This is a genomic window from Lachnoanaerobaculum sp., from assembly GCF_057250505.1.
Map to the genome: position 1 here is coordinate 62,791 of NZ_DBHIEQ010000007.1, position 18,661 is coordinate 81,451.

9 protein-coding genes and 1 tRNA gene are annotated in these 18,661 nt (G+C 40.2%); 9 read left to right on the top strand and 1 reads right to left on the bottom strand.

Annotation, left to right across the window (positions count from 1 at the left end):
* Positions 1-84: 84 nt before the first annotated feature.
* The 9 genes from ACO6FI_RS04690 (at position 85) to ACO6FI_RS04730 (ending at position 18,162) form a co-directional block, all read left to right on the top strand.
* A complete protein-coding gene (locus ACO6FI_RS04690; RefSeq protein WP_485456334.1) occupies positions 85-7,023 on the top strand; it encodes an InlB B-repeat-containing protein in 6,939 nt (2,312 codons plus the stop codon).
* A 14-nt stretch (positions 7,024-7,037) separates the two neighbouring features.
* Positions 7,038-11,765: an N-acetylmuramoyl-L-alanine amidase family protein gene (locus ACO6FI_RS04695; RefSeq protein WP_485456335.1), complete on the top strand. Its 4,728-nt coding sequence runs from the start codon at positions 7,038-7,040 to the stop codon at positions 11,763-11,765.
* Positions 11,766-11,899: 134 nt separating this feature from the next.
* Entirely contained in the window at positions 11,900-12,910 is a 1,011-nt protein-coding gene (locus ACO6FI_RS04700) for an asparaginase (RefSeq protein WP_485456336.1), read from the top strand.
* Between the two features lie 271 nt (positions 12,911-13,181).
* Entirely contained in the window at positions 13,182-13,679 is a 498-nt protein-coding gene (gene infC, locus ACO6FI_RS04705; protein ID WP_485456337.1) for a translation initiation factor IF-3, read from the top strand.
* Positions 13,680-13,707: 28 nt separating this feature from the next.
* The gene (gene rpmI, locus ACO6FI_RS04710) at positions 13,708-13,905 is read left to right on the top strand and encodes a 50S ribosomal protein L35 (protein ID WP_002603682.1); all 198 of its coding nucleotides are present in this window, start codon (positions 13,708-13,710) and stop codon (positions 13,903-13,905) included.
* Positions 13,906-13,932: 27 nt separating this feature from the next.
* A complete protein-coding gene (gene rplT, locus ACO6FI_RS04715) occupies positions 13,933-14,289 on the top strand; it encodes a 50S ribosomal protein L20 (protein ID WP_009445971.1) in 357 nt (118 codons plus the stop codon).
* 54 nt (positions 14,290-14,343) lie between these two features.
* Positions 14,344-14,427: transfer RNA gene (locus tag ACO6FI_RS04720), tRNA-Leu, on the top strand.
* Positions 14,428-14,518: 91 nt separating this feature from the next.
* Entirely contained in the window at positions 14,519-16,264 is a 1,746-nt protein-coding gene (locus tag ACO6FI_RS04725; RefSeq protein WP_485456338.1) for an ABC transporter ATP-binding protein, read from the top strand.
* Complete coding sequence (locus tag ACO6FI_RS04730; protein WP_485456339.1) at positions 16,264-18,162, top strand: ABC transporter ATP-binding protein; 1,899 nt, start codon at positions 16,264-16,266, stop codon at positions 18,160-18,162. The genes ACO6FI_RS04725 and ACO6FI_RS04730 overlap by 1 nt, the downstream gene beginning before the upstream one ends.
* A gap of 32 nt (positions 18,163-18,194) precedes the next feature.
* Here ACO6FI_RS04730 and ACO6FI_RS04735 read toward each other — a convergent pair whose 3' ends face one another.
* Positions 18,195-18,605: a PaaI family thioesterase gene (locus tag ACO6FI_RS04735; protein ID WP_485456340.1), complete on the bottom strand. Its 411-nt coding sequence runs from the start codon at positions 18,603-18,605 to the stop codon at positions 18,195-18,197.
* Positions 18,606-18,661: the final 56 nt, after the last annotated feature.

The following is an 18,661-nucleotide window of genomic DNA, read 5'->3' on the forward strand; positions in this document are numbered from 1 at the left end:
GTTTGATTTTATGTCTTTATGTTTAATGGAGGAATAAAATAATATAGTGATTTTATTTTGTACAAAAACTTATAGAGGTGATATATGACACAAAATAAGCACAAGGGTAAAAGACTGTTGGCAGGTCTCTTATCCTTTTTGATGGTGGCTACAGGGCTGCCTTTAGGGGAGATGGATGCAAGGGCTAGCAGCCTTGTCCCTAACACAAGCCTGACAGATAACGGTGACAGATACCCTTATATGGAGACCACAGGCTCCGGAAATAACAGAGTCAGTTACGGTTCTTCTTCATCTACAGGATTTACGTTTCAGAAGATGGGAGCGGGGCTGCCGGGCAGAAATACTAATTATGATCCGTTAGATACATATAGAAATAAAAATGTTGGACCGGTTGAGAACAACTTTCCATTGGTATCTGACGATATTATGCAAAAAAATTCATTTAATATTGCAGCAGTAATAAATGATAGTGATGCTGCCAGAAATACTCCGGGAAGTAAAGGTTATGAGACAACAGTTCGTACTGCATATGGTAAGGATTACTGGGCTACATATTATGGATTTGGAGACATAAGACCTGGTGGTGATAATTCCCTAACATACTTAGATCCATATATTAGTTATGATACAGATGGTGTAACTCCTCTTCAAGCTTCACTACAAGGAAATGACACCATGACATTTGTAGGTACAGGTGCAAATAGAAGGGCAAAGTATTTTGGAAACGATTTTCCTGTTAGGTTATATCATGCTACATATAATGGCGGTGTTACAGAATTACAAGTGCCCGGAAAACCGGCAGGTACAAAGATAGAGGTTCGTCAGGAGATTAAACCTGATGATGATGATAAGAACTTACTTGTAACTTACACAGTAGCCAATACAACAGGTGATCCTGTTAAGTTTATGATTGGTAATGAGTCTGATACATATCTATATAATCATGATGAGGCACCTATTTTAGTTACACAAAGTGGACAGCATCTTCATATGATGGCAAATAATGGTGGTAAATATCAGCTATCAGATTTTGATGTAAAGGTAAAGTCGGGATATGGAAGAGTTTGGGCAGGTCAGTATCCTTTTACACCATTAGAAACGATAGGCTCTTTGGTATATCATACGGGATTTGCATTTGCTAAGGCAGAGGATTCTTTGATACAAGGTTATGATTCTGCGGCATCATTTTCAGCCTTCTTTGATTTGGCACCGGGACAGACAAAAAGTTCCACATTTGAAGTATCTATGAGAGTATCCGTATATTATGTAGATCCTACTTATGCAGGTCAAAACGGTGCTTCTACAGGTTATATCACAAAGCCGTATAATACTGTACAGGATGCTATAGATGCGATAGGAGCAAGTGGAACCGAGAAGGCATATATCTATGTGATGGATAATACTGAGATACCGGCAACACTTAACTGGAACAGTGCACCGAATCTGAAGAGTCTTACAATACAGACCAGTTTGTATGATAAGATAGGTTCGATGAGTGTGTCTGATGCTCCGGGTTATTACGGAACTCATCCTGAAGATATGCCTAACGGTCCTGTAAAGAAGCTTATTCGTAAGGACAATTTTGCAGGTGACCTTATAGAAGTTCCTGCAGGAAAGACTCTTACTCTTACAAATATAGAGATAAACGGTAATAAGGCTGCAACTGATGCGGCAAGTACCAATGTTACAGGTGCTTTGGTAAAGGTTGAAGGTCAGCTCAATTTAAAGGCCGGTACTACACTTAAAGATAATAAAGTGCAGGGTACAGCAACTGCTTCAGCTATAGATGTGGTAAGTAACGGTAAGGTGGTAGCAAATTCAGGTACAGGTGATATAAGTATTACAGGTAATGAATCTACAAATAATGTTTCAGCTGTAAGCCTGGCTAATGCAATGGCAATTACCGGATCAACGCCAACTGAATATCCGTTTACTTTAAGCGGAAATGTAAATGTAACAGGAAATACGACTACAGACACAACTAGAAATACAACAACCAATGCAAATATCGGTCTTGGTGCAAACTATTTGTACATACCGAAGGGTGCCAAGTTTACAGGAAGTGTCAGTGTAAACGAAGCTGACCAGTCAAGGTTGCCTACCTCAAATACAGAGGGAAGTACGGTGCTTGATTATGCCGGAAGAGGCAGTGTGGCACTTCCATACTCTATCGGCAGTATTACTGCAGATAAACCGGGACAGACTATAGCACCGGGAAATGTAGCGCAGCAGGTAAGAGCTGGAACCACTATAAACGGTGAAGCTAATCAAGTACAGAATGTTGCATACTTAAAGGCTCCTGTATATAGCTTTACTCTAAACTATGCTGATGAGGACGGAAACAGTATTCCGTTTACAAAAATGAGTTTTACAGGAAATGATCATATAACCGGTGCAAACCCGTATACAACTTCATATGCGGCAGGTGCAAATATAAAATATGATCTACCTACACTTACAGGAAACTATGCAGGCTATGTATTTTCCAGAGTTGATATTCCTTCTGTATTAACTACAATACGTTCACAAAATGACACATCAGGTAATCCGAACGGAAATATTATAGGTACCATGGGCACCAACACTGCAAATATTACAGTGTACTTTAAGAAAAATGTAGTTCGCTACCATTTTGATACACAGGGTGGTAATCCTATAGCAAATATGGAAGAGAATATCGGCGCATCGACTACGACTCTGGGAGTGATACCGACACCGACAAAGTACGGTTATGTATTTGACGGTTGGCATACATATACCGATAGAAACGGTAATGAAGAATATGATGCCGGAGATACTGACGGTGGTGCATTTACAGGAGTAGGAAATCCCGCAATATTCCCGGCACCTATTACTGCAGGCAATGTATATCTTTATGCGAAGTGGACACCTGATCCTACATTGCATAACTTTACAGTAACACATAAGAATTCAAATGTTGCATTACCTATAGACTTTGGCAGTGAGCTACCTGTATCATACAGCTTCACACAGTCGATTACCGCAGATCCGCTTGCTTCTATTACAGGATATATATTCAATACAGGAGTACTTAATCCGTATGGTGCGGGAACTGTGAATACCTCAACAGGCCATGTGGCTGCTACAATGAATACAACGGGTGTAGATCTTACATACAGATATAAGGTAGACCCAAATGTAACATTTACTTATACAATACATCACCGTGACAGTGCAGGAAATACATTGGTGGCAGATCAAAGCGGTACACTTAATGCGGAACAGATTTTCTCAAGTCAGCCTGACACTTCAATCACAGGATATAATTATACGTCTTTCAGTATAGTACAGGGCGGACATGAAAATCTTACTTATCCGAACTACAGAACAGGTCTTGACAGTGCAGGATTTATAACACTGAATGATCAGACTACAGGACAGTTTTCTGCGCATATGCCGAATCAGAATGTAGAGATTACATATATCTACACGGCGGATTCTTCAAACAACCTTGTGCGCAGATTCTATGACAGAGAGGTAGCAAACAGCGTACTTGCAAGCAGTGTTGACGGTATAGCACCGGGATCTGCAATAACAAATATGCAGATACCTGCTGCAGGCAGCACGGTGGGAGATAAGCTCTACGGATATATCTGGGACAGCAATTCAACTGCAGATATCAATCCTGCAGGAAGCAGCTGGGGAAGCGTAAATCCGTCCGACGGAGCATTAAACGGTGCAATGCCTTTATCGGCAACAGGACCGATCAGTGTAGACTATAAGCTCAGTCGCGATCCGAGCAAGTGGAGAGCGATAAACTTTGCAGTTGCAGCTGCACCTAACAACGAAGGAAGTGTAAGCTCGGTAATGCTTGGAGCACCTACTACATTCCTTGGAAGTGACGGAAGTGCTCTCGGTAATGCAAAGGCGGATACATTCAATAAGCTCAGTGCTCAAGGAAGTATCCCAAGTACAAGTGCAAATAGATATTATAAGTTTGACGGTTGGTATATGGATGCGGCTGCAACCATACCTGTTGTACCTACAGATCCGCTGCCAAGCGGAAGTTTACCGCTCACATTGTACGCAAAATTCGTTGAAGATCCTTCTATGTGGATTGATATAAACTTTGCGGCAAATGCAAACGGTAGCGTGGGAACACCGACAACTCTTCACAAGCCTTTTGATTATGCATGGGGACAGATTCAAAGTGACTTACCAAGCACTATTCCGGTAGTAAACTATAATTTTGCCAACTGGGGTGACAGTGCAAACCGTGCGATGACGGCAACAACCCCCCTTGTAAATCATGCGACATACTATGCAAACTTTACTAAGGATCCTGTTACTTGGGGTCTTACTATAGGTTCTATAGTACCTACAGGTCATCTTGAAAGTGACGGAAGCGGTGAAATAAGAATAAACGGTACAACACCGGGCAATGTATATGTGATCAGTGATAAGAACGGTAAGATTGTAGCTGTAGTTACAGGTGAATCTGTAGGAAGCATTACAAATGTTCCTAATCTGATTCCGGGTGCACACTATGATGTGCAGGAGGGTACACCTGATACTATTGCAACAGTCGGAAATCCTACATCATCTGTTACAGGCAGCAATGTTTCTGCACCGATAGATACCTATGTTCCTACAGTTGATAACAACTACAGCGTAGGTTATGATCCTGACAATGACGGAATGGCTCAGATTATTATAAATCCTGCCGATCCTGATGCTGATTATGCACTTATCGACGAAAGCGGAAATGTGGTGAATTATCCGGGAAGTGACAACGGATGGATAGGCTCATCAGGCAATCCGTCAAAGGTTACTTTCAACAATTTGAATCCTAATGAGACATACACTGTTGTGGCAAGAAGAAGGGGTGATACATCAATTCCAAATCCGCTTACAAAGCTTCCTGACGGAAACGCAATCACAGCCAATCCGGGAGATATGGCAGACGCACCGAAGTACATTGTTGAGACTGTAAACGGTGAAGTGGTAAGTGTAGGAAGCAACAGCGTAGGCTCAAACAGCTATACCGATGCAAAATCAGGTGAACCGGTAAGCTTACATGCCGACCCTGTAAATGCAACAGGATACAACTTTAAGTATTGGCAGGTACTTGCAGGAAGAGCGGTAGGAGTTACCGGAAAAATACCTACAAATGATTACACATTCACAATGTCAAACTCAAATATTGTCTTTAAGGCGGTATATGATCTTCCGAAGGTGGCGGCTGATGATGCTGATGCCGATGAAGAGATCAGAGGAGGTGCTGTAGGAGAGTTCGGACTTGATCCGAATCAGATACCTGCACTTGCACATGATCTTACAACACCGCAGGATCAATCACTTATCGGTGTAAACGGTGCCAAGGTTGACTACAGAGTTATATTCTCAAAGAGAAATGTAAGCAATGCAGAGAGTGCATTGGTAAAGCCTGTATCTGTCTCAGGTATGGATCATCATGATGCATATACTCCGGCATATGCACTTGATATCGAACTTGAAAGATATGTAGACGGCAGAAAGGTTGGAAGAGCAACAGCATCCAACGCAAGTATTGATGTTACGGCACAGCTTCCTGCAGCCGATACGGATCAGCTTGACTATGAGATCTTTGACGTTACTACAGGTACACCTGTTGCAATGAGTTATGTCGGAGATCTTGACAACAATGCGGGACTGTTCAAGTTCACGGCAAATCTAAATCACACCTATGTAGTGGTTTATTCAAAGGTATTTAAGGTGGTATTTGTGGATAACAAACCTGTACTTGATTATCAGTATCTTAATGATACAAGCAGAAACTTCTACCACAAGTTCAAGGTAAGAAGAAAAGAGGCGGTAGATGATGCCGATTATTCTCTTGATTATTCGCTTGTTCAGGCGTACGCAAACGGAGAGACTGCCGGAAACCTTGTAACACCTTTTGAAGATATATACGGTGTTGAACATAATTATAAGAACTGGTCAAAGAAGGAAAATACTCTTTCAGTATTTGATCCGTCAATGAAGATTACAAAAGCCACCACTATATACGCTTACTATGAGAATAATAAGCCTAAGGTTGACAAGGCCAGAGTAGACTTGGCGGATACCGTTCAAAATGCCAAGGATTTACTTGGAAACCCTTATCTTAAGGCAGGTGAGGCCGATACTATCAGTAGTAAAATCCTTGAGGCTATAGATACATTGGCATGGGCAAGAGATATACTTGATAAGGACGGCATTGACCACAGAAGAATGGCAAACTATGCCGAGCTTCAACAGGCAATAGACGGATTGCTTGATGTAATCAACAGATACAGCAATATATCAAACGGCAGATTGTCGGACAGAACAAGAAGAACAGGCGGTGCAAGCGGTGGCGGAAACTCTTCAGCAGGAAGAGGTTCAATACTTTTGACACCGGGAGAGAAAAATACTGCAAATAACAAGGCAACACTTGAAGGAAGTAATGTTACAAGCTTTGTACTCGGAACTGACGGAAAGTGGGAGACAAATCCTGTAACAGGAGGTTGGAGCTTTGTATTAAACGGCGGACTTCCGCTTAATTCTTCATGGGCTAAGATTCAGATTCCGGATAAGAACGGCAATCTTATCAGCAGATGGTATTTCTTTGATGCAAAGTCAACAATGGTTACCGGATGGATGCAAGACCCGTCAACAGGTAACTGGTATTATATGAATACTCGAAAGGGAGAACTTGAAGGTCAGATGGTTCTCGGATGGGTACTTGATACCAATACAAACCTATGGTATTACATGGACGAAAACAACGGAGTGATGACAAGAGGTTGGCATCACGATCCGCAGGACGGAAGATGGTACTATATGAACAATTCAGGTGCTATGCTTACAGGCTGGCAACATATCGGAGGAAAGGAATACTTCTTCAACCCTGAAGTTCCTGCACCTACATATAAGTGGAATGCTTCCGATATGAAATGGGATTATGTAAAGACATCTTCAAGACCATATGGCTCCATGTATGAGAATGAAAAGACACCGGACGGCTACACAGTAAATGCCAACGGTGAAAAGCTTCAGTGATATCGGAGAAAAATATGAAAAAAATAAAAAGAAAAATTGCTTCCCTATTAGTGGGAACAATGGTTTTGACCCAGCCGGCAACCATGTCGGCATGGGGAACCCCTGTGACGCAGCCGCCGGCTCCCACAGGTTCAGGTTTTCAGTTCAATTTTACGGAGTTGAATCCTTCTTTAAAAAAGATTGTTGAAAATGTAAATATTCCTGGAGGTACTCCAAATGCTTTAATAGATTCGGGTAGCGACTTTTACGGAATGGTTGTAAATCATACAAATCACTATGTATATCTGCCTTTCGTAAAACCGGATACAGGTAATCCCGATAACGGAACTTTTGATAATACAAAGAGCTTGGACGGTAAGAATTGGGATACTATGGGTCTTGAAGGTTATGAGATAGAGCATTGGATGACCGATAAGGAAAACGGATTCGGACTGTGGAGAATGGACGGTCTTACTTATCCGAGTACGGGAAAGACTTATTATGCCAAGCTGAAGGCGGATACAAGTAAGCACTACAATTTGAAGGTGCAATATACTGCAAATAGCGGCGTGTATGTTCCGGGACTTCCTGCAGATTTAACTACAACTAAAAATGTACTTGAAGCTATACCGCAGTCACCTTTAGTACCTGACGGGTATATGATAACCAATATAGGTGCCGATGATACCGTTAAATTTTATGATCACAGTACTACAACACCGTTCACAACTGAATTTACAGGTTTTACAGCTACAGACGCCGGATTTACTATGGATAATAATAAAAACTTAAGCGGAACCATGGTAAATAAGGATACGAAGATTACATTTAACTACAGTGTAAATCAGGATGTGAAAAAGTCGTTACAAGTGGTGGATGATATATATCAGGATGCCGCTTTGAGCATTTTGTCAAAATCCAAACCGAGGGTGGGAGGTTTATATTATGAGGCTGCGCTTACAGATATCGGAGCGAAGAATATAAAACTGAATGAAGATATAAGTAAAAAGGATGCGGCTCATGCTACATCGGCCGACAGATATATTTATGACGGAGTGGTAATAAGTCATATTACAAGTGATAAAAATATTACAGACGGTAATACTGCCGCCAATGCAACACTGCTTTCAGGTGACGCAGGTTCGGGAGCAAATGCATATGACGGACTTAAAGTCAACATGACACCTACATCTACAGATTTCGGTAAGATAACAGGTCAGATGCCGAATCAGGATGTAAAGATAACTTATAAGTATCATATCAATCCTGCATTTGAGACTACACTTCGTGTAAGGTATATGGATGACAGGGGAAATGATATAACAAAGCTGATTGTTTCCAAGTATGAAAACGGCAATGCACTTCCTACATCTTCAGCCGGATTAAGCAACGGAGGAATATATAAAGAAGTTGATACTGCCGGAGATGCAACATTCCTTGATATAAAGGCGGGATATAATGCCGGAAGTTATAATGTTCATATTCCGGTGCCGAAAGTAGATAATTATAAGTATGGTACCGACCATCCTAAGGCACAGCCAAACGGCGGTACTGCAACATGGGGCAGTTCATATCAGACTGCTATAGCAAATATTGATTCTGGCTGGAGTGATACAAATCAGAAGTTTGATTTAACTACTGCTGCAACAGGACCGATTGAATCTAAAGAGATTATTGTAACCTATGCACTTGATCCTACAGCTATAGTTCAACTTATTCCTATTAACGGAGCAGGCGGAAGTATAAAGGTTGCAAATTCACCTACAGCTGCAGATTACAATGTAAATACGGATGCGGCAATCAATCTTTCAAGAATTACTCCGACAGGAAGTACCACATACAGTGTGAATATAAAACCAAGTGATATGATTTATTATCCGGTGCCTAATGCAGGATACAGATTCGATCATTGGGAGACATCATCAGAACTTGGTGCACAGAAGGTAAACTTAAATCTCGGTACACCTCAGACTGTTACAGGAATTCCAAACAGCAAGAATGCAATCACGTTGACAGCAAAGTTTACAAAGATACCGAGTAACTTCAACACCTATCATTTCAATATAGGAGGTCATATCTCTCCACTACCTTTTGGTCAGGATGCACAGATTGCAAATGTAGATGCGAGCGGAAACCCTGTAAATCTTACATTCGGTGACTTAAGTGCATATACTGCCGTAAACCCTGATACGGGATACTCAATACAGTGGTTTGACGGTAACTTTAACCCTATTGATGCAACTACACCTATAGGCAGTTTGAACGGACAGACTTTCACGGCATTTGCTCAGCCGACATCACCTCTTGTAGCAAATGCGCCTACAGCTAACGGACAGTTACATCCTTCAAACGGAACACTTTCAATACAGATAGACCCTACAACTATTGACAGCAGACTTCGCTATGTAGTAGTAGACCCTGTCAGCGGAAATGTAGTTAGTGTGGTAAACGGAGCAAACCTTGTTTCAACAGGCGGTGAGATAGCGGATCCTGCACTTAATCCGGGACAAAATTATCAGGTATATACGGCACTGCCAAGTGCGGTGGTATCGGTAGGAATGCCTATACCAAGCAGCGATGTTTCGACACCTACATCGGCTACAATACCTACAACAATAAATCCGCTTGTTGAGGTGGATGCAAATCACCGCGGTAAGGCAAAGATTACAGTTTCTCCGCTTTCGGCAAATACAGATTATGCGCTGATAGGACCCGGCGGAGTGGTATATCCGTTTACAACACCTACGGGAAGTGACCTTGTATTTGACAACCTTGATCCTGATGTAAATTATCAGATAGTGGCAAGACCTACAGGAAGTAATATAGATCCTGTGACCAGGCAGACTACCACAGTGCCTAAAGATGTAAGTACTGCAAACCTTTCAATACATAATGCAAACAGTGATATCACAATCATTGCAGATGCAAATCCACAGTACAGTCTGCTTCATTTCAACGGCAGTAATGCCACTGCTGCAAATCCTTTACAGGGAGTAGCGGCAGGTACAAATGTAGAGATCAAAGCCGCACCGATTGATACTAACAGCAATATTTTCCAAAGCTGGAATGTAATAAGCGGACTGAGAAGTTACAATATTTCAGGAGACAGAATTTCATTTACAATGCCTGACGCACCTGTAAGATTACAGAGCGTATTCGCTTCATCGTCAGGAAATACATGGGCTAAGGATTATGTCGACAGCATACATTCAAATCAGGATGTCGGTGTTGTATATCCTATGCTTAATGAAGCGGGAGACTTCAGAATACAGATAATAAAATCAAGTGTACCTGTGGCTACAAGAAATGCAATAGCAAATGAAACAGATGACAGCTTCAGATCCGTATTCTTACTTACATTCAATGTACAAAAGAAGAATTCTGTAAGCGGTGTGTGGGAAGATTATACCGACCCTAGCGGAAACAATATAACATTTGATGCAAATATTGTAACAGGAGCACTTCTTGGCAACAGAAGCTACGGATTCTATGAGCTTGGAGGAAGTCTTGCTTCACCTTCAAACGCAGGAAGTTCAAGTATAAGCCCTTATACAGGAGTGGACTTTACAGCACCTACATATAACGGCGAGTTTACACTTACAGTTTCAAACGGTTCCACTTATGCGCTCGGATATACACTTCCTGATGATGTAAGAACTGTTTTGGTAAGAGATGCAAGAGACAATCACCTTGTTTCAACTCTTCATATTGCCCAGACAAGAGTAATTGAAGACTATGCAAATCTCTACACTGCAAATCTTACAAGAGATTATATAGATAACAACGGTATCACATGGCATTATGAGGGTGTAAGTGATGACAGAGATTCATTTGTACCTACCGATACAACTACAAGAGTTTTGGCGGATGCCACAGTTTATCTGTTCTTCTCAAATGACAGAGTCGACAGAAATCAGGCTGCAACAGATTTGTCAAATCTTATAAATCAGGCAATAGCCGCTCTTCCTAATGTTGCCAATACAGGTATGCTGCAAAATGCTATAGATACGGTTAAGGCTGTACTTACAAAAACAAACAGAAAGGCTTCAACCGGGGAGTTAAAGGCGGCATACGATGCACTTGAGCTTGTACTGAAAAATGCCGGAAAAAAGAGTAACGGCGGAAATTTAAACGGTTCACATTCGGGAGGATCTTCAGGAGGCGGTGGCGGTCGTGGAGGTTCAGGTGCTGCAGGCAAATCAAAGACTCTCGGTGCACAGACACCTATCGCTGTGGGAATCAGCGGAAACTGGGAACTTATAAATCCTGAAGAGGCGAAAAATAATCTTGATAATTCAAAGTGGATTTTTAAGTTAAACAGCGGAGAGAGAGTTACAGGCTGGCAGAAGTTGAGCTATACCTATGAAGGAAGAACCAAGGAAGAGTGGTATCACTTTGAAGAGGACGGTATCATGGACAGCGGATGGTTTTTAGACAGAGCCGCAAATAAATGGTACTACCTTTCAATGAACCATGACGGATTCTTCGGCGAGATGATAAAGGGATGGCATCATGATCCTGATGACGGCAGATGGTATTTCCTTGACAGAGCCGACGGACATATGCATATCTCATGGGATAAGATTGACACAAACTGGTATTACTTCAATCCGAATCCGCCTGCTCAGACATGGTTCTTTGACAACAGCACAGGCCGTTGGAACTATGGCGACAACAAAGACATAAGACCTTTAGGTTCTATGTTCATAAATGAAGATACTCCGGACGGATTTCATGTGAATGATACCGGAGCGTGGAAATAAAATTCCACAATCAAACTACCTAAAAATTATTGCCCATGGCGTCCCGAGAAATCGGGGCGTCATTTTTTTGTAATCAATAATACTTGTTTTTTTAGCTGTTTGACTGTATTCTTATATACTGACAAGGAGAGAATATGAAGAAGATTTTAGTGATTGGAACCGGCGGTACTATTGCGTCAAAACAGATGGGAGAAGGGCTTTCTCCGGCACTGAGTGCACCGGAGATTTTGACATATGTACCTGAGGTGGAGAAGCTTTGTGAAATAGATGTGCTTCAAATCTGCAATATTGATTCGACCAATATTACACCTAAGATTTGGATAGATATTGCAACCACAATAAAGAAAAATTATGACTTTTATGACGGGTTTGTGATATTACACGGAACAGATACTATGGCATACACATCGGCAGCACTAAGCTATATGATACAAAATTCAAGAAAGCCTATAGTTATAACGGGAGCGCAAAAGCCGATAAATATAGATGGTACGGATGCAAAGGTCAATTTAAGAGACAGCATACTCTACGCCTGTGACGATTACTCTCAAAATATAGTATTGGTATTTGACGGGAATGTTATTGCCGGTACAAGGGCAAAGAAGATGATGGCAAGATCATTTAACGCATTTCACAGTGTGAACTTTCCGATACTTGCAAGAATACAGGAAAAACATATCATAAGGTATATTCCGTATATACCTATGAGAGAGAGGGTGAGGTTCTTTCTTGATCTTAACGATTCTGTATGTGTACTTAAGGTGATTCCCGGAATGAGGGAAGGGATGCTTGAGTACCTTTTTGAAAACTATGACTGCATTGTAATAGAAAGTTTCGGAGTGGGCGGTATCCCTGATAATGTACTTGAAAAGTTCTATGCGGAGATGGAAAAGTGGCAAAAGATGGGTAAGTTTATTGTGATGGCGACTCAGGTGGTAAATGAGGGCTCCAACATGGAAATTTATCAGGTAGGACAAAAAGTAAAGAAGGATTTTAACCTTATTGAAGCTTATGACATGACGCTTGAAGCTACCGTCACAAAGATGATGGTATTACTGAAAAGATACACATCTTATTCAGATTTGAGAAGGGCATTTTATACAGAAATAAATTATGATATACTATGTGCCTTTGAAACAATATAATAGTATACATAATCTTTCTAATGTAATAAAAAAGTAAAAAAAAGCTGTTGACTGCCGGTTTTAAAAATGGTAGAATAAGAGACGTTGAAAGAAAGCAGGTTCGCCTCACCAAGCACAATTGCGTGACTGTGGTATATAACGTTTGTTTATATCTGATAGATTGTGAATATATTTGTCGGATACAAGGTTATGATTATTTTGGGCGGATGGTTTTCTATCTGCCTTTTTATATTGGTAAAGAAAATGGAGGTATAAAGACATTAGCGAACAATTGATTAACGAACAGATAAAAGCTAAAGAGGTTCGTCTTATTTCATCAGAGGGTGAACAATTAGGTATAGTTTCAATAAACGAAGCAAGAGATAAAGCAGAGGAAGCAGGTTTGGATTTGGTTCTTATTGCACCAATGGCAAAACCCCCTGTTTGTAAAATTATTGATTATGGTAAATTCAGATATGAGCTTGCCAGAAAAGATAAGGAAGCAAAGAAAAAGCAAAAGACAATAGAAATAAAAGAGGTTCGTTTATCGCCGAATATTGACACTAATGATCTTAATACAAAAGTCGGTTCTGCCAGAAAATTCTTGGAGAAAGGAAACAAAGTTAAAGTTACTCTAAGATTCAGAGGTAGAGAGATGGCAAGAATGTTCAAGTCAAAGTATATTTTGGATGATTTTGCCGAGGCTCTTTCAGATGTGGCGACAATCGACAAACCTTCTAAGGCGGAAGGAAGAAGTTTGGTAATGTTTTTATCAGCAAAGAAGGCTTAAAGATATTGTAATAAAAGGAGGATTCATTATGCCAAAGCTAAAGACAAGTAGAGCAGCAGCAAAGCGTTTTAAGAAAACAGGAACAGGTAAGCTTGTAAGAAACAAAGCTTATAAGTCACATATCTTAACTAAGAAGTCAACAAAGAGAAAAAGAAATCTTAGAAAAGATATCGTAACAGATGCAACAAATGCAAAGGTTATGAAGAAAATTTTACCATATCTATAAGTTGACGAAGGGTTAGGAGGTTTTTAAATGGCAAGAGTTAAAGGTGCTTTAAATGCAAAGAAAAGACATAATAGAGTTTTAAAACTTGCAAAGGGATATAGAGGAGCTCGTTCAAAGCAGTACAGAATTGCAAAGCAGTCTGTAATGAGAGCTTTGGCAAGTGCTTACGCAGGTAGAAAAGAGAGAAAGAGACAGTTCAGACAGCTTTGGATCGCAAGAATCAATGCTGCAGCAAGAATGAACGGACTTTCATATTCAAAGCTTATGCATGGACTTAAGGTTGCAGGCGTTGATATGAACAGAAAGATCCTTGCAGATGTAGCTGTAAACGATCCTGCAGGTTTTACAAAGTTAGCTGAGGTTGCTAAGTCAAAGCTTGCATAATTTTAAATATTGTATTATACTTACCACGTGAGTTTTTCTCGCGTGGTGTTATAAGCAGAAATGGCGGAATTGGCAGACGCGCACGGTTCAGGTCCGTGTGATAGCAATATCATGAGGGTTCAAGTCCCTTTTTCTGCATGAAATGTATCTTTATATTGAGAGATATCACATTTTTTAAAAAGATTGTACATTTTGTGCAATTTTTTTTTTATTCAAGAAAGGAGAAAATATGTTAAGGGAATTGGCGAAACATATAAAAGAATTCAAGACCGCTTCCTTGCTCACAGTTGTATTTATATTGGGTGAAGTGGTATTTGAACTTCTTATCCCGTATATGATGACCTTTATAATTGACAGAGGTGTCATGAAGGGAGATTACGGTGCGGTAGTAACTTACGGTTCCGTGATGATAGGACTTGCAATATTGGGACTGTTTTGCGGAGTGGCTGCCGGATTATTTGCCGCGAAGGCTTCATCAGGTTTTGCAAGGAATTTGCGTGAAGCGATGTTTAGAAATATTCAAAATTTTTCATTTTCAAATATTGACAACTTTTCAACAGCAAGTCTTGTAACCAGACTTACCACAGATATCACAAATATCCAAAATGCTTATCAGATGATACTTAGAATGCTTATGAGAGCACCGGCGACTCTTGTCTTTGCGCTTATAATGACGGTAACCATATCAAGGAGTATGTCGGTTATATTCTTTATTGCAACATTTTTCCTCTCTTTGGCATTAGTCATCATAATGACAAGTGCCGTAAAGCTTTTCAATCAGGTTTTTGAAAAGTACGATGCACTTAATGCAAATGTTCAGGAAAATATCTCAGGTATAAGAGTGGTGAAGTCATATGTACAGGAGAACAGAGAAATATCCAAGTTTGAGGTTGCCGTTACAAATATCTATAAGCTTTTTGTAAAGGCGGAATCAAGGATAGTACTTAATAACCCTCTTATGATACTTACAGTATATGCCTGTATAATAGCTCTTTCATGGTTCGGTGCAAGCCAAATCACCTCAGGAAGCTTGACAACAGGTGCACTTACTTCACTGTTTTCATATGTAATGAGTATACTTATATCACTTATGATGCTTTCATTCACAGTTGTAATGATTACAATGTCTGAGGCAAGTGCAAAAAGAATTGCAGAGGTTTTAAGAGAAAAAAGTGATATAACTTCAAAGGAAAATGCCTGCAAAACCGTAGCAAACGGAAGCATTGACTTTGACAATGTAAGCTTTTCATATAAGGCCGGTATCGGTAAACCTGTACTTTCAAATATAAATATACATATAGCTTCAGGACAGACTATAGGAATACTGGGCGGAACAGGAAGTTCAAAGACATCATTTATAAATTTGATACCGAGACTTTATGATGCAACAGCCGGAAGTGTATATATCGGCTGTAAGAATGTAAAAGACTACGACTTGAAAGCACTTAGAGATGCGGTAAGTGTAGTTTTACAAAAGAATGAGTTGTTTTCAGGCACAATACTTGAAAATCTCCGTTGGGGTAATGAAAATGCCACATTGGATGAGGTAAAGAGAGCCTGTGAACTGGCTTGTGCGGATGAGTTCATAGAGAGAATGCCTGAAAAATATGATACATGGATAGAGCGTGGCGGTGCAAACGTTTCAGGTGGTCAAAAGCAAAGACTATGTATTGCCAGAGCTCTTTTAAAGAATCCTAAGGTGCTTATACTTGACGATTCCACATCAGCTGTAGATACGGCTACGGATGCCAAGATAAGAAGAGCCTTTAGAGAAGAGATACCTGATATAACAAAGATTATTATTTCACAGAGAATATCCTCTATAAAGGATGCGGATAAGATAATTGTACTTGAAAAAGGTCAGGTAGTCGGATTTGATACTCATGAGAAACTGCTTGAGACAAATGAGATATACAGGTCCACAGCAAATGCACAGGCGGAAGGCAATGCAGATTTTGATAAGGTAGGTGCATAATGTCGGAAATAAACAGAGAAAAGGGTGGAATAAGCCAGACTGTACAGGTGGTTGCAAGTAAGAGCATGAAGCGTGTAATTTCACTTGTAATGAAGAATTATACAAAGAGTATTATTGCGGTATTTATTTGTATTATTATTTCCGCAATAGTAAGCTCGGTAAGCGCTTCTTCCATGCAACAGATTATAGATAATTATATAACTCCGCTTACAAAGGAGACAAGCCCTGATTTTACTCCTCTTGCAAAAGAGCTGTTAAGACTTATTTGCATATTCTTGTTAGGTGTGGTTGCAAACTATGCCTACAACAGGATAATGGTAAATGTAGGACAGGGTACCATGAGAGTGATAAGAAGAAATCTTTTTGCACATATGGAAAAACTTCCTATCAGATACTTTGATACACATTCACATGGTGATATCATGTCGATATACACCAATGATACAGATACACTTCGTCAGTTTATAGGTATATCGTTCCCACAGCTTGTGGAGGCACTGTTTTCACTTGTGGCGGTCTTTATTACCATGGTTATTCTAAGTCCGATAATGACTGTAGTGTCGGTTATAATGATTTTTATTTCCGTACAGGCTTCAGGTAAGGCTGCAGGTCTTTCAGGAAAGTATTTCGGCATACAGCAAAGTACTTTGGGTAAGGTAAACGGATATATAGAAGAGATGATCAGCGGTCAGAAGGTCGTTAAGGTGTTCAACCATGAGGAGAAGAACATAGAGGGATTTGTCAAGATAAACAATGACTTATATGATGCATCTACAAAGGCAAACGGTTTTGCAAATATACTTATGCCTATAGTTGCTCAGATAGGCAACCTAAGCTATGTTGTAATAGCTGTTGTTGGCGGATACTTTGCAATAAGCGGACATATGGGAGTTACTGTAGGTACTATTGCCGCATTCCTTTCACTTGTAAAAGCTTTTAACAGACCTTTTATGACTGTTTCACAGCAGCTTAATGCCGTAGTTATGGCGGCTGCCGGCAGTAAGAGAGTATTTGACCTTATGGACGAGCCTGTGGAAGGTAACGAGGGCTATGTTACTTTGGTAAATGCCAAGGAAGACAAAAACGGAAATATCTCTGAATCTGATAAGAGAACCGGCATATGGGCATGGAAGCATAAACACAGTGACGGAAGCTTAACTTATACAAAACTTGAGGGAAATATAGTATTTGAGGATGTAGACTTCGGCTATGTTCAAAATAAGATAGTGCTTCATGATATAAATCTTTATGCAAACAAGGGACAAAAGATTGCATTTGTAGGTTCTACAGGTGCCGGAAAAACAACTATCACCAATCTTATAAACAGATTCTATGATATTCAAAGCGGTAAGATCAGATATGACGGCATCAATATAGAAAAGATTAAAAAGGACGATTTGAGAAGATCTCTGGGTGTTGTACTTCAGGAGACCAACCTTTTCTCGGATACCGTTATGGAAAATATCAGATACGGGCGTCCTGACGCTACCGATGAGGAGTGCAGAGCGGCTGCAAGACTTGCCAATGCTGACGGCTTTATAGAAAGACTTCCTGACGGATACAATACATTTTTGCACGAGGGAGGTGCCAATCTTTCACAGGGTCAAAAACAGCTCCTCTCGATTGCAAGAGCGGCTTTGGCGGACCCGCCTGTACTTATACTTGATGAGGCGACATCATCAATTGATACAAGAACAGAACAGCTTGTCCAAAGCGGTATGGATTCACTTATGGTGGGCAGAACAACCTTTGTTATAGCACATAGGCTCTCAACAATCAAAAACTCGGATGTAATAATGGTTTTGGAGCAGGGCAGAATAATAGAGCGCGGTTCACATGAAAGCCTTTTGGAACAAAAGGGAAGATATTATCAGCTATATACAGGAAAAGCGGTATAATTTTAGATGTCGGGTATTTGTCCGACATCTTTTTATATCTCTATAGCTTTTCCCAGCGACATAAATGAAAATATACCGACTGCAAGCTCGACATCGTCCTGATCTTTTACAGATATGCTGTAGACGGAGATTTTCTTTCCTTTCTTTATTTCAGTGGCGGTAGCGGAAAGTTCTTTTGTATTTATTCCTGCACGAAGATAATGAAAGTTTCCGTCTATTGTAGTTACATGTATTCCGTAGGAACTTGCGGCGGCACCGCCTACAATATCGGCAATAGTATAAAGGCAACCTCCGTGTAATGAACCTATCGGGTTTAAAAACTCTTTTGTGACTTTCATTGTGGCTTTGGCATAGCCGTTTGAAAGTTCGGTAAGCTCTATACCGAGTAATTTTGCAAAGTTGTTGTTTATATTTCTAAATGATTTCAATTTTTCAAAATCCATGATTGATTCTCCTTTAAATTTATTCTAACGATTATATAACAAAATACATAATATAA